Annotated in this window: 11 protein-coding genes; 10 read left to right on the top strand and 1 reads right to left on the bottom strand. The window is 45.2% G+C overall.

The annotated features are described in order from the left end of the window. Positions 1–51: 51 nt before the first annotated feature. The 4 genes from BLT91_RS01585 (at position 52) to holA (ending at position 6,178) form a co-directional block, all read left to right on the top strand. A complete protein-coding gene (locus BLT91_RS01585; protein ID WP_175532047.1) occupies positions 52–2,595 on the top strand; it encodes a DNA internalization-related competence protein ComEC/Rec2 in 2,544 nt (847 codons plus the stop codon). Between the two features lie 619 nt (positions 2,596–3,214). Further along, positions 3,215–3,763, top strand: a complete 549-nt coding sequence (locus BLT91_RS01590; RefSeq protein ID WP_090815905.1) for an RNA polymerase sigma factor — start codon at positions 3,215–3,217, stop codon at positions 3,761–3,763. Continuing rightward, the gene (locus tag BLT91_RS01595) at positions 3,760–4,944 is read left to right on the top strand and encodes a zf-HC2 domain-containing protein (protein WP_090815907.1); all 1,185 of its coding nucleotides are present in this window, start codon (positions 3,760–3,762) and stop codon (positions 4,942–4,944) included. Before BLT91_RS01590 ends, BLT91_RS01595 begins: the two co-directional genes overlap by 4 nt. Before the next feature lie 214 nt (positions 4,945–5,158). After that, positions 5,159–6,178, top strand: coding sequence for a DNA polymerase III subunit delta (holA, locus tag BLT91_RS01600; protein ID WP_090815909.1), 1,020 nt, complete (start codon positions 5,159–5,161; stop codon positions 6,176–6,178). 68 nt (positions 6,179–6,246) lie between these two features. Here the strand turns inward: holA and rpsT are convergent, their stop codons facing one another. After that, positions 6,247–6,516, bottom strand: coding sequence for a 30S ribosomal protein S20 (rpsT, locus tag BLT91_RS01605; RefSeq protein WP_079411747.1), 270 nt, complete (start codon positions 6,514–6,516; stop codon positions 6,247–6,249). Positions 6,517–6,712: 196 nt separating this feature from the next. Between rpsT and gpr the strand changes: the two genes are divergently transcribed. The 6 genes from gpr to BLT91_RS01635 all read left to right on the top strand — a co-directional run bounded on the left by gpr (position 6,713) and on the right by BLT91_RS01635 (position 13,349). Further along, positions 6,713–7,711, top strand: coding sequence for a GPR endopeptidase (gpr, locus tag BLT91_RS01610; RefSeq protein ID WP_090815911.1), 999 nt, complete (start codon positions 6,713–6,715; stop codon positions 7,709–7,711). Positions 7,712–7,881: 170 nt separating this feature from the next. Then, complete coding sequence (gene spoIIP, locus BLT91_RS01615) at positions 7,882–9,114, top strand: stage II sporulation protein P (RefSeq protein ID WP_090815913.1); 1,233 nt, start codon at positions 7,882–7,884, stop codon at positions 9,112–9,114. 92 nt (positions 9,115–9,206) lie between these two features. After that, positions 9,207–9,599: a DUF3679 domain-containing protein gene (locus tag BLT91_RS01620; protein WP_090815916.1), complete on the top strand. Its 393-nt coding sequence runs from the start codon at positions 9,207–9,209 to the stop codon at positions 9,597–9,599. 73 nt (positions 9,600–9,672) lie between these two features. Beyond that, positions 9,673–11,487, top strand: a complete 1,815-nt coding sequence (lepA, locus tag BLT91_RS01625) for a translation elongation factor 4 (protein WP_090815918.1) — start codon at positions 9,673–9,675, stop codon at positions 11,485–11,487. Between the two features lie 78 nt (positions 11,488–11,565). Continuing rightward, a complete protein-coding gene (gene hemW, locus BLT91_RS01630; RefSeq protein ID WP_090815920.1) occupies positions 11,566–12,717 on the top strand; it encodes a radical SAM family heme chaperone HemW in 1,152 nt (383 codons plus the stop codon). 158 nt (positions 12,718–12,875) lie between these two features. Beyond that, entirely contained in the window at positions 12,876–13,349 is a 474-nt protein-coding gene (locus BLT91_RS01635) for an N-acetyltransferase (RefSeq protein WP_254776747.1), read from the top strand. Positions 13,350–13,380: the final 31 nt, after the last annotated feature.

Here is a 13,380-nt window from a genome sequence, read left to right on the forward strand (position 1 = left end):
GCTCTAATGGAAAGAGGTTTTTATTTTTCAAGGAGGAAGAGGGGATTTCAAATGAAACGACCAGTTGTTATAGGATGCTGTCTGTGGATAACTGGCTATGTGCTCGCGCTTTATACCGAGCTGCGGTGGTTGTCTTTGACAACGAGCGCGCTGCTGCTAGCCGCGCTTGTCGTCATCTATCTGCTGCGGCTGCCTGGCAGACAGCCGCTGTGCGCCCTGCTGCTGGTCGGTGTAGCCTACGGCTACTACCAATGGACCGACCAGCGCAACGTCACTACGCTGCTGCCGCTGCAGCAGCAGAACCTGGACGGCAGCGAGGTCACGCTGCTCGGCCGATTCAGCAGCCCTGTCACCGTCGACGGCGACAGGGCCAGCTTCACGATGGAAGCCGCGTCCATCGGCTTCCAAGACGATGCTTTCCCGCTCGGCGGGGAAAGCGTGCAGGTTTCGCTGCGCCTGCTCCAGCAAGAGCAGCAGGCGGTGGCAGCGGGCTGGCGGCGAGGCGACGCCCTTACGCTGCACGGGACGCTGAGAAGCCCGTCCCCGTCCCGCAATTTCGGCGGCTTCGACTACCGCCGATACTTGCGCCTTCACCACACCCATTGGCTGCTCTCGGCCAAAGGGGTGGATCAGGCGCAAGTTGAGCCAGAGGCTATGCGCATAAGCGTTGTCCAGCTGCTGCGCTGGAACGACGAGCTGCGCAATGCTCTCAGCAGGCGTATGGACCTGATCTTCCCCGCATCGCAGGCGGGGTTCATGAAGAGCATGCTGATCGGTCAGACAGATGATCTCGATCCCGAGCGATTCCAGCAATTTTCGGAGCTCGGACTGACCCATATTTTAGCCATATCGGGCTTGAATATTGCTGTATTTCTGGGTGTTTGCATCTGGATCATGCGCCGATTAAAGCTAACCAAAGAGACTTATCTACTCATCTGTATATGGTTATTGCCATTCTATATCCTACTGACTGGGGCTTCACCGTCGATTGTACGGGGCGGACTGATGTCTATGATTGCCCTCTACGCAGCTCGGAGGGGGCTGATTAAGGATGTAATGCATATTATGGCGATCGTCGCATGGGTCATGCTTGTGTGGAATCCTTACTTCTTGGTGGACGTCAGCTTTCAGCTTTCTTTTTTAGTAACACTTGGTCTCGTAATTGGGGTACAAAGAGTAAATGAATTACTCGTCCCGCGGATGTCCTCGCCAATCCTTAGAAACACCGCCTCCATTACCCTCGTTTCCCAATTAATATCCTTTCCGGTATCCATCTATTATTTTAATCAGTTTTCCTTATTGTCTTGGCTAGCTAATGCTGTCTTGGTTCCTGTCATTAGCATGGTTGTGTTCCCCGCAGGCTTGGTTGCTGTATTTGTGGGGATCCTCTATGTTCCGGCTGGCAGCAGCATCGGTCTGCTCATTTCGTGGTTAAATGAAGCGATATTCTGGTCGACAGATAAACTTCAGCATTTAGACCAATTCAAGTTGTTTTGGCCGGCGCCAAGTTTACCTTGGATCGCTTTTTATTATGGTCTTCTTATTTTGAATTATTGCTTATGGCTGCGGTTGTCTCAAACAACCGGGGCAGGGCTTCCCATTGTTTTGGTCAGCGTCAAAGGAATTAAAAAAGTAAACATACCGTTGTGGTTAGGCTATGCGATAGGGGGCTTCCTTCTATTGCTATGGATGGGTTATTCGCCGGAACGCTTTAATCGTTCCGGTCTTGTTCAATTTATCGATGTTGGTCAAGGTGATGCTATTCTGATTCGGACGCCTTATGGGCGGCATATTCTGGTCGATGGAGGGGGGACTCTTACATTCAGGAAGCCGGGAGAAGGGTGGAAAACTCGCAAGGATCCATTTGAAGTTGGGCAAAAGCTGCTAGTTCCTCTGCTCAAGAAGCGAGGAGTTCATCAGCTTGATCTTGTCGTTCTCACACATGAAGATGCCGACCACAGTGGCGGTTTGCAGGCTGTCATGTCGCAAATGCCGGTCAAAGAGTTTCTCTTTAATGGAACGCTCAAACCGGGAGCAAGCATTGAGAAATTATTTGAGACCCTGCTAACCCGGAAAGTACCGCTTTTGCCTGCGAATTCAAGCAATTGGATTCAGATTGATCCGCTTACAAGACTGCAGGTTTTATTTCCTTTGGAAAAAAAGAATCAACAGATCGAAATTGTCAAAAAACAGAATTCTCAGTCCGTCGTTTTCCTAATGGAGATGCAGGGGACTCGTTGGCTTTTTACAGGGGATATGGAAAAGGAATCAGAAGCCATCATCGTTGACTATTTAAAAGAAAACCCCTCATTAGTTAACATTAATCCAAGGAATAATAATAATAATCACAAAGTCGACGTACTGAAAATCGCTCATCATGGCAGCAAAACGTCCACGACGACTGGGTGGCTCGATTATTGGAAGCCTTCTTTGGCTGTCATCTCTGTAGGCGCAATGAATAGTTATGGTCATCCAGCTCCTGATGTGTTAAATCGTTTGGAAGAAAATAAGATACAGGTGTTTCGAACGGACCAGATGGGTGAGGTGCAGATTGAAGTGAGGAATGGCAAGCTTTACAGTAGAATGAAGCTATGAAGCGTTAATTCGGGGCTTATCCATCGGCGATTAATACGTGGACGCCTTTTCGCATTTCACTATTTCGTAGAAAAAAATCCAGCATTGTATGCAAACTAGATTTACTTTTGGCCACATCGCTTGAAATGAGCATTGCTTTGTTTCAAACCACTGGGCACCATCATTTGATAGGTGCCTTTTAGGTGTTTTTCGCATTTGTTTATCGATTGCTCCACCCTATTTCCACGCGATCCCAGCAGCACGTAGGGAGATAGTGAGTGAGAGTACGGCGACGATGGCAATAGGTTTCTTTCAAATAGCTCATCTGTAATATTTACCACTTATAGTAGATTTACACGATTCTTCATCCGGTACTACACAAACATAGTACTATCTCAACTTTTTACAATTGCTTACAATGAAGAGTAATTTGACCGAAATAAGAAAGGGGATGAGCGGATCCGTCTGGTGAGGATTAAACTAATCCGGTTCTATTACGTCTAAGAAGTGTATTTATTCAGGAAAGTTTGTTATTCTGGTAGTTGCAAGACTGCCATTATTTTTATTTTTTTATTCTAAAAGATTTGCAACCTTATGAGGCGCTGCTGCGTCTGTAAGATTGCAAGAGGGAGGGATCCCAGTGGTAGCACCCGAACTGGTAAGATCAGCTCAAGCCGGTGATCGTGATGCTCTCATTACCCTATTGCGAGAAATTGAATCTCACGTCTATCGAACTGCTTATTACATTTTGAATAATGAACAGGATGCCCTTGATGCTTCACAGGAGGCGCTCCTTCGGATTTATTCAAAAATTGACTTATATGAAGAAAAAGCGTTATTCAAGACGTGGGTGCAGCGGATTGTAACTAACATCTGCATCGATAAATTTCGCAAGGTGAAACCTACGGTTTCTATTGATGAGCATGATATGACCTTTACTGCAGAGCATAATGTTGAATATGAAATTATGACCGACTATTTAGCCAAAGATATTCGAGAGGCAATCGACAAGCTTCCCGAGCACCATCGATCTGTTGTTGTTCTCCGTTACATGCAGGACTTTTCGTATCATGAAATTGCAGAGTCGCTTAACTTACCGCTTAATACAGTGAAGTCTTACTTATTTCGAGCTAGACAGCAATTGCAGTCGCTGCTCCAAGAATATCAGAAAGGAGGTGTTCGGGGATGAATTGTCAAGAGGTGATGGAACTTATGCAAAGACAACTGGATGGGGATTTAGATGCGCAAGAGGAAAATGAGCTTCATGCTCATTTGGCGCACTGTTTGGACTGCGTACAGAAGTTTGAACGTTTACAGAGATTGTCCGGTGAACTTGCCCAATTACCTAAGGTTATTCCTCCATATAGTTTGGTCGATGCTATCCTGCCGCAGCTAGCTGATATCGATAGACAAGCCGCGGCGTCCATTACCGAAAAGAAGGCTGTCTTCAGCACGAATGTTAGCCAGATAGATCATGGACAGTCCCCCAAACTCCCTTGGACACGCCGATTCGGATCACAGTTCTCTTGGAAATTCGCAGGCGGAGTCGTAGCCGCAGGCCTCATCCTTGGTTTCTTTGCATTTAATCTGAAGCATCCTGTATTAGATCAAGCAGATGGTTTGCTGCAGCCGAGAGCCAAATCCGAAGAGAAAAGTGCTGGACAACAACGCAGCACGGCTGCCGTCGATCCGAACCTAGTTCAAGATGCAGACAAGAAGAAGATTGCGGGCAGTGCAGATACAAAGGTGAAAGCGTCGAATGACGCAACCGCCAATTCTCTGAAAGAGACATCGGTTCCGAAAGCATCAGCTGCAAGTGGTTCAAAACCGCAAGCTTCATCAGACGCGAATCTGGAGGAGCCAAAAGCCCTCAATCAATCAGGGGCCGCGAAAGATTCAAGTGCAACACACATGACACCTTCGACCTCAGAGCCGGAACGGATGAAGGTTTCGAAGTCTACATTGACGAATTCAGCGGCTAGTCCCGGAGCTTCAAGTAAGCAGCCAGACGAGCCTAAGGATGCGAATCAACTGAAAACTACGGAGCCGACACCTGCTCCTATTGTGAAGAAGTGGGCGAGTACAGGTGATGTCGGGGGGATGCAATCTTTGACTGTTCCTGCCGGCGAGAATCCATTGAAATCAACTACGGGCGCTTTCGAGGCTATCGTTGAAGACCAGCATGTAGTGATCAGGAACAGTTCTTCCAATGAAATTGTATTTGCGTCCAAGCAAGTTTGGCAATCTAGTGACCGTATCACGCTAGTGGAATGGTCCAAGGATGACAAATTATTTTATCAAGTTGAAAGCGGAGGCTCACTCCAAACTATTCTCATCGATTTAATTATGAAAACAGAAATAGTTAAGTAAATTTATGAAATGAACGCACCAAAGGGATGGTACCTGAGTATGTTGTATGAGAGGGAAGCAAGGACGTCTTAGCGGTTCGTCCACACGGTCTAAGGTTTCTAGAGCCTTTAACCGGTGTTTAAATAGACTAACACAGGGATTACTTCAGGGTCTTAGGACTTTGACGTAATCCCTTTGTTGTTGGTAAAATGAAATCAAGGAGTGAACGCTAGCTATGGATGCAAAGAGAGCATTGAAAGATATACAAGCAGGGCGCCCGGCTCCGGTTTATTTATGCTACGGTCCTGAGAAATATAAAATGAGAGAATTCATTCAGGTATTAACCGATTTGCTAATTGAGCCCGAGCACAAAGAGTTTGCGGTGAGTAAGTTTGATTTAAGTGAAATCAGTCTCTCCAGTGTGCTTGAAGATGCCGAGACGCTTCCTTTTATGGTTCCTAAAAAGCTTGTCATTGCTAAGAATGCGCTATTTTTCACTGGGGCAAAGGAAAGCACGAAGATCGAGCATCACTTGGATCGTTTAACCGAATATTTGAAGTCTCCCGCAGAGCATACCGTCGTAGTGTTTACGGTGGATGCAGATAAATTGGACGAGCGCAAGAAGATTGTTAAAGCGTTAAAAGACCTGGAAGCAGCCGTTCCTTTCCTTTCACTCAGCCCGGAAGAGCTGCAGCAATGGGTGGCTAGACAAGCGCAGCAGCTGGGTTTTACATTCACAGGGGAAGCCGCAGACCAATTGATTCTATACACTGGCGGCAATTTACAATCCTTATCGGCGGAAATTGAGAAGATCTCTTTATATGTAGGAACCGGCGCTGAGGCAACGGTGGATGTCATTGATCAACTCGTGGCGCGCAGTACGGAACAGAATGTCTTTATTCTTATAGAGGACATTGTGAATGTAAGACTGGAACGGGCTTTTGTTATTCTCGAGGAACTGCTGAAACAGCGCGAGGAGCCGATCAAAATCGCATCGCTCATCGCGAGACAGTTCCGTATCATGCTGCAGGTCAAAGAGCTCAGTAAACAAGGCTATTCCCAGCAGCAAATGGCTTCACAGATCGGTTTACATCCTTTTGCGGTGAAGGTGGCAGAAGGTCAATCGCGCAAATACGATATCATGAAACTGAGTTCGATCATGTCGCAGCTGGCTGATCTTGATTTCCAAATGAAAACGGGGAAGATCGATAAAGTTTTAGGTTTAGAATTATTCCTTCTTAGGCTCGCTGCCTAGGGTGAATGAACGGAAAAAAGTCCAGCTCTCTGGTATAGAGAACTGGACTTTTGCTTTATGTCCTTGTATTACGCTTGGGCCGTAAGAGCGTTCAGCTTTTTAGCTAGACGGGACTTCTTGCGGTTAGCGGCATTTTTATGGATTAAACCTTTAGAAGCTGCTTTGTCTAATTTCTTAGAAGCGTTAATCAGAGCATCTTTGGCAGATTCAACATTATTGCTTGCAGCAGTTTCGAAAGCTTTCACAGCAGTACGCAAAGCGGACTTTTGGGAAGCGTTACGAAGACGGCGCTTTTCGCTAACTTTTACTCGTTTAATAGCGGATTTAATGTTTGGCATGAAATTCACCTCCTACTTACAAAACACGTTCAACGTTACATTTGTATGTTTGCTGACAACTTTAAGTATTCTACCATGCAACAATTGAAAATGCAAGAGCTGTCAATAGGTTTTCAGTGGTCTTCTTTTTTTGTATAAGGGTTAAAAAATCGTCACACAATAAGGGATGCAATGCACCTGAGAAAGGGGAACTTCTATGGACTTAGGCTCTTTTACAACACATACAGATCTTGCGCTAGACGCAAGGGATTTGGCTCATGCAGCCAATCAGGGGCAACCGATACCTGGCATTGAACAAGAGTCGAAACGCGAAAACGGGATTCGGGTCACCAAGATCAACGTAATGAATGAAGAGGGCTCTAAGGCGCTTGGTAAGATGCTCGGTCATTATATAACAATTGAAGTACCTGCTCTTCGGGAAAAAGATAGCCAATTGCAAGACCGCGTGGCCACGAAATTAGCTCAAGAGTTTGAGCAGTTTTTGCGTGAAATCGGCATACCCAAAGATGCTAAAGCGCTCATTATCGGTCTGGGCAACTCTAACGTTACACCCGATGCGCTCGGCCCCTTAGTTGTACAAAACGTAATGGTAACTCGTCATTACTTTGAATTAGTTCCCGAGGACGTTAGTCCAGGCTATCGAGCCGTCAGTGCTGTATCCCCAGGGGTGCTTGGAACAACAGGGATTGAAAGCAGTGATATCGTTCAGGGAATCGTTGACAAGTCCAAACCTGATTTCATTATTGCTATTGATGCACTGGCTTCCAGATCGCTGGATCGGGTTAACACGACGATTCAAATCGCGGATACGGGCATTCATCCCGGTTCAGGCATCGGTAATAAACGAAAAGGGCTGACGAAAGATAACCTCGGCATTCCAGTTATAGCTATAGGTGTTCCGACTGTTGTTTATGCCTCAACAATCGTCAATTATGCTTTCGATTTAATGCATAAGCATTTCAGGGAACAGACAAACAACACAGGTCAGATCCTCGGTCTTATTGATAACATGCAGGAGGAAGAAAGGTTACTGCTTGTCAAAGAGGTGCTTAACCCCGTTGGACACGATCTGCTTGTCACTCCGAAAGAGATTGACCAGTTTATTGAAGACATTGCCAATATTATTGCCAGTGGCCTAAATGCGGCCTTACATGATGCAGTGAGTGTCGAGAACGTGGCGGCTTATACGCATTAAATCCTTTGCAAAGCCTTTGTCTATACTTACAATATTGCATACTTAGGGCCCCTAAAGGGGTTCTATTTGCGTTTTCTCTGTTTCTCTATCATAAAAAATCTAGTGTTTCGGTTCTATCGACGAGGCTCGTTTCATAGATTGAATTAAGATAGATTAGGAGGAATCAAACTATGAAATGGACATCAGCTACACTGAATCTCAGCCATGTTCGGAAAACGTTTCAGAGCGCAAGTTCCGTCGGAAAAACATTTTTTATTCTCAGCACAGCTACCCTAGCTCTCTTTGTTCTGCTTGGTGTAGGTGGTTTCCTGCAGAATAGAGTCATGACAACCTCGCCTGTATCATCCATGAAAAGCTTAGCCGCAACCGTTACAAATCAATTTTTTATCGATATGCTTGGCATGGAAGTGCCTCATCTACATAAAGATCAGACGAAATTTACATTTTCTCAGCACAATGTGTTTCATTTCGCCTTCCAGTTCATGACGGACATTAATCCGAGTGATCCCAGAAGTCTTGTTGCCAGTGAAGTGCCTGGTATGGATGCGAATAAAACGACGGTATTGGTAAATGGGAGTGCCACGAATCCAAGCGACCCTATTGACTACAGCCCAACAAATCCCCATGATCTGGAAGCTGAGGCAAGGAATCCTCATCAATCACCAACGCCTGTATCTACTCCGGTGGGCACTCCAACACAAATAACTAGCCCAACAGGACAGCCGCCCAAAACCGCAGGGGATAATGTGGCATTTATCTACCAAACCCATAGCAATGAATCATTCTTACCAGAGCTTAATGGGGTTACGAATCCCGACAAGGCTTACAGCGATAAAGTCAATGTCATTTCTGTCGGTGATAGGTTAGCGCAAAATCTAGAGAAGGACGGCATTGGCGCCGTACATTCACAGACCGTTTACCCTAGCACAGTTAAAAATTTCGAATATCCATACTCCTATAAGTATTCTTTAAAAACACTGCAGGAAGCAGCTGTCACACATCCGGATTTGCAGTATTTCTTCGATATCCATAGGGATTCTGCTGCACGCAATAAAACGACGGCAACGATTGATGGCAAGGATTACGCACAAGTGTATTTCATTATTGGTGGTAAAAATCCGAATTGGAAAAAGAATGAGGAATTCGCAAACAAGATTCATCAAGTATTAGATGCGAAGCATCCGGGAATATCCAAAGGAATTCATGCGAAGGAAGCTAATGAAGGCAATGGTTTATATAATCAGAACTTTTCACCTAATAATATATTGATTGAAGTGGGCGGTCCTTACAATACACTCGAGGAATGTTACCGAACTACGGATTGGCTGGCGGAAGCCATTTCAGAAGTTATTTTGAATGCGAAGAAAGTCGATGCACCGGTTGCTACCCCTAAACAATCATAGAAGCTATGATTAAACTGAATTTTTGTGAAAACACTCAGTTTATACTTACGAAGCCGGTTTTACTAAAGCAAAACTTTTAGGAGGGAATTTAAATGAGGCTGAGGCAGTTTTATATTAAAGTGACCTTGTTTGGGTTGCTGCTGTTGTTCTGTATTTTATTCGGAGTCAGCTTGGCGTCAAGCGGTATGGAACGCATACAAGGTCCTCAGCCTTCCTCTAAAGCTGCACAAGAAGCTGGAAAAACACCGCCTGGGAAGGTGACTGCGGTTAAGGCTTCACCTTCGCCAACACCCATAGGAGACGTGGCAACGAAATCTAAGACTGCCGCGAAACCAGAGGTAGAAAAAAAGGCAGAGCCCGTTGCCGATCATGATAATTCATTGAATCATGTAGGAAATAAATTAGGGGATCTTCTGCAGATTGCTTCGCATCATGGAATTAAGTTGTTCGTCTCCCTGTTCGATGCCGTTTTAGGGAAAGGTTAAGGGTGCATTGCTGCAACTTCTCACAACTGCTATAATGAAAATTATTTGCATGTAGTGGGGGTTAGTCTTTAGCATGACGGACATTCGAGAAAGACAACAAAGAATTCGCAACTTTTCAATTATCGCTCATATCGATCATGGCAAGTCAACGCTTGCCGACCGCATACTGGAATATACAGGTGCATTGTCATCGCGCGAGATGCAGGAGCAAGTGCTGGACCAGATGGATTTGGAGCGGGAACGCGGGATTACGATTAAGCTTCAGGCAGTTAGATTGGATTACCGAGCTGATGACGGCGTAGATTATATCCTCAATTTAATTGATACACCGGGACATGTAGACTTTACATATGAGGTATCCCGAAGCCTTGCCGCTTGTGAAGGCGCTCTGCTGGTTGTAGACGCGGCACAAGGTATCGAAGCGCAAACGCTTGCTAACGTGTATCTGGCATTGGAAAATAATTTAGAAATTTTACCTGTTATCAATAAAATCGATTTACCAAGTGCCGACCCGGACAAAGTGAAACAGGAAATCGAGGACGTGATCGGACTAGATGCCAGTGAGGCTGTTCATGCTTCTGCAAAGGCCGGCATTGGAATTAAAGAGATCATAGAGCAGATATGTCAGAAAGTGCCGGCTCCGCAAGGTAACCCGGATAACCCGCTTAAAGCGTTGATTTTCGACTCTCATTACGATAGCTACAAAGGTGTTATCGTTTATGTACGGGTCATGGATGGCTCGATCAAGGCAGGCTCCAAAATTAAAATGATGGCAACGAATAAGACGTTTGAAGTTATTGAAGTAGGAGCTTTCAAGCCTAGAATGTCGGCAGTTCCTTCACTCGAAGTTGGAGATGTAGGATTCGTTGTAGCCGGTATCAAGAATGTAGGAGATACACGAGTCGGAGACACTGTTACTGAAGCGGATCGACCAGCACCTGAAGCGCTGCCAGGCTATCGCCGTATCAACCCGATGGTATTCTGCGGACTATACCCGATTGAAACAACAGATTACAATGATCTGCGTGAAGCTTTGCAAAAGCTAGAACTCAATGATGCTTCGCTCCGTTTCGAACCGGAAACATCGACAGCATTAGGCTTTGGCTTCCGTTGTGGATTCTTGGGACTGCTTCACATGGAAATTATTCAGGAACGGATTGAACGTGAGTTCAATATTCCACTGATTACGACGGCGCCAAGCGTGATTTATCGCATCACATTAACGAATGGCGATGTCATAGACATCGATAATCCATCGAACTACCCAGATCCACAGCGAATTGATTTCGTTGAAGAACCTTATGTCAAAGCATCGGTTATTGTTCCGAATGATTATGTAGGAACGATTATGGAACTGTGCCAAGGCAAACGCGGCGAATACATGAACATGGAATACTTGGATACCAATCGTGTGACATTAACATATGAGATTCCGTTATCCGAGATCGTATATGATTTCTTCGACATGTTGAAATCGAGAACAAAGGGCTACGCGTCATTCGATTATGAAGTTTCTGGATATAAGAAATCGAATCTCGTGAAAATGGACATTCTTCTGAATGCAGAGCAAGTGGATGCGCTCTCCTTCATCGTTCATCGTGATACTGCTTATCATCGCGGCAAAATCATTTGTGATAAGCTGAAAGAGCTAATCCCGCGGCAAATGTTTGAAGTGCCGATTCAAGCAGCGATTGGACAAAAGATCGTTGCTCGTGAGACGGTTAAAGCGATGCGTAAGAACGTTCTTGCCAAATGTTACGGCGGTGACATTTCCAGGAAGCGTAAATTGCTGGATAAGCAAAAAGAAGGTAAGAAACGTATGAAGCAAGTCGGCAGCGTAGAGGTGCCGCAAGAAGCGTTCATGGCCGTACTCAAGATTGACGAATAGAGATGTAATGAATGAGAAGCTGGGGTGGCAGAGTACTCTGCCCCTTGGCTTTTTCTCAGGTAGAAAGGAAATACCCCTATGTTAGTTACCTATACGGCTCCAACAGCTGTCTATATTCATATCCCGTTTTGCACAAACAAATGCCATTATTGCGATTTTAATTCTTATGTGCTCAAAGGCCAGCCAGTAATGGAGTATTTGGATGCGCTAGAGCGCGAAATGGAGCTTACTGTAAGAAATAATCCACCTGCCAAGGTGGAAACGATTTTCGTAGGCGGGGGAACCCCGACCGTACTGCTTCCAGATCAGATGGAGCGGTTTCTGCGAATGGTTCGAACGTATTTCCCTGCGGATAGTGCCGAAGTCGAGTTCTCAATGGAAGCAAACCCAGGGACGACGGATGAACACAAGCTGGCTGTCATGAAAGAAGGCGGCGTTAACCGGATTAGTTTCGGAGTTCAATCGTTCAATAATGATTTACTTGCGGCGATTGGACGTATTCATAATACAGATGATGTGCATAGAAGTATTGAGAATGCCAAAAAGCTAGGATTTGATAACCTATCGATTGATTTAATGTTCGGGCTTCCCAAACAAACCGTTGATATTATGCAGGCGACTTTGGATGAGGCATTATCTCTGGATCTTCAGCATTATTCTATCTATAGTTTAAAAGTAGAAGAGAATACATTGTTTCACACGTTATTTAACAAAAATCAGCTGCCGCTTCCAAGTGAAGATGAAGAAGTCGATATGTATGAGCTCATCATGAAGAGGTTGGAAGCTGCGGGTTATAAACAATATGAAATCAGCAACTTCGCTAAACCGGGTCGAGAGAGCAGACACAACTCCATGTACTGGCGCAACCGTTCCTACTATGGACTCGGTGCAGGAGCTCATGGCTACATGAATAAGCAGCGTCATGTCAATATAAAGGGAATTCAGCCTTATATCGATGCTGCAAAGGTAGGTTTACCGATCATGGAGCAATTTGAGGTAACTCGGCAGGAAGCAATGGAAGACTTTATGATGGTTGGCTTACGGCTATTGGAAGGCGTCCGGAATGCGGATTTTATAGATCAATTCGGAATCACCATTGAATCACAATTCGGGGAAACCTTGAAGCGGTGGCTGCAGAAACAGCTGCTTGAACAAACGACGGATGGGTATCGATTATCCAAACAAGGCATACTGCTTGGCAACGAAGTCTTTGCATCCTTCTTATCCTAGGTTAGTGTCCCCATGGAGACTCATTTTAGTGCAAAAAAACCTTGTGCAAATATACGGTTTGTTGTATATTTATTCATGAATTCACAAGCGAAACGGCGCTAAAGCACGAGGCGCTAGTGTGGGTTTTATGCATTTTTGTTGCGATTGGTGGGATGACAGTGAATTCATCAACTACAGTGTCCGTTAGAAAAGCTTCTATAAGTGATATTGCGAAGCTTTATGATATTATTCAAGGCTATGCCGAGCAGGGAATTATGCTGCCGCGCAGCAGAGAGATGCTTGAGGAACAGATCGATACCTTCATTGTTGCTGAATTCGATGGTTTGCTCATTGGCTGCGGCTCCCTAACACGACTTGGGCCTGATCTGGTTGAGATTCGCTCACTAGGAATGACCCAAGGCTATAAAGGTCAAGGAATCGGCGGTAAGCTTGTTGATTTCTTGGTTGAAGAGGCAAGGAGCCAAGGAATTATTAAAGTAATGGCGCTCACATATGAAGTTGCTTTTTTTCAAAAGAACGGCTTTACACTAGTGCCGAAAGAGATTTTCCCGGAGAAGGTTTGGAGAGATTGTATGCATTGTAAAAAACAGTATTGCTGCGATGAAATCGCCGTACTTAAACGCTTGGATTGACTTGACAACAGACCTTAGGGTCTGTTATTTT

The organism is Paenibacillus sp. yr247 (genome assembly GCF_900103825.1).
Taxonomy (GTDB): Bacteria; Bacillota; Bacilli; order Paenibacillales; family NBRC-103111; genus Paenibacillus_E.

What these genes read in the sequence shown, in the direction of transcription:
- BLT91_RS01585 (WP_175532047.1), top strand. Translation starts at nt 52, where the DNA reads ATGAAACGACCAGTTGTTATAGGATGCTGTCTGTGGATAACTGGCTAT.
- lepA (WP_090815918.1), top strand. Translation starts at nt 9,673, where the DNA reads ATGACGGACATTCGAGAAAGACAACAAAGAATTCGCAACTTTTCAATT.
- spoIIP (WP_090815913.1), top strand. Translation starts at nt 7,882, where the DNA reads ATGAAATGGACATCAGCTACACTGAATCTCAGCCATGTTCGGAAAACG.
- holA (WP_090815909.1), top strand. Translation starts at nt 5,159, where the DNA reads ATGGATGCAAAGAGAGCATTGAAAGATATACAAGCAGGGCGCCCGGCT.
- rpsT (WP_079411747.1), bottom strand. Translation starts at nt 6,516, where the DNA reads ATGCCAAACATTAAATCCGCTATTAAACGAGTAAAAGTTAGCGAAAAG.
- BLT91_RS01595 (WP_090815907.1), top strand. Translation starts at nt 3,760, where the DNA reads ATGAATTGTCAAGAGGTGATGGAACTTATGCAAAGACAACTGGATGGG.
- BLT91_RS01620 (WP_090815916.1), top strand. Translation starts at nt 9,207, where the DNA reads ATGAGGCTGAGGCAGTTTTATATTAAAGTGACCTTGTTTGGGTTGCTG.
- hemW (WP_090815920.1), top strand. Translation starts at nt 11,566, where the DNA reads ATGTTAGTTACCTATACGGCTCCAACAGCTGTCTATATTCATATCCCG.
- gpr (WP_090815911.1), top strand. Translation starts at nt 6,713, where the DNA reads ATGGACTTAGGCTCTTTTACAACACATACAGATCTTGCGCTAGACGCA.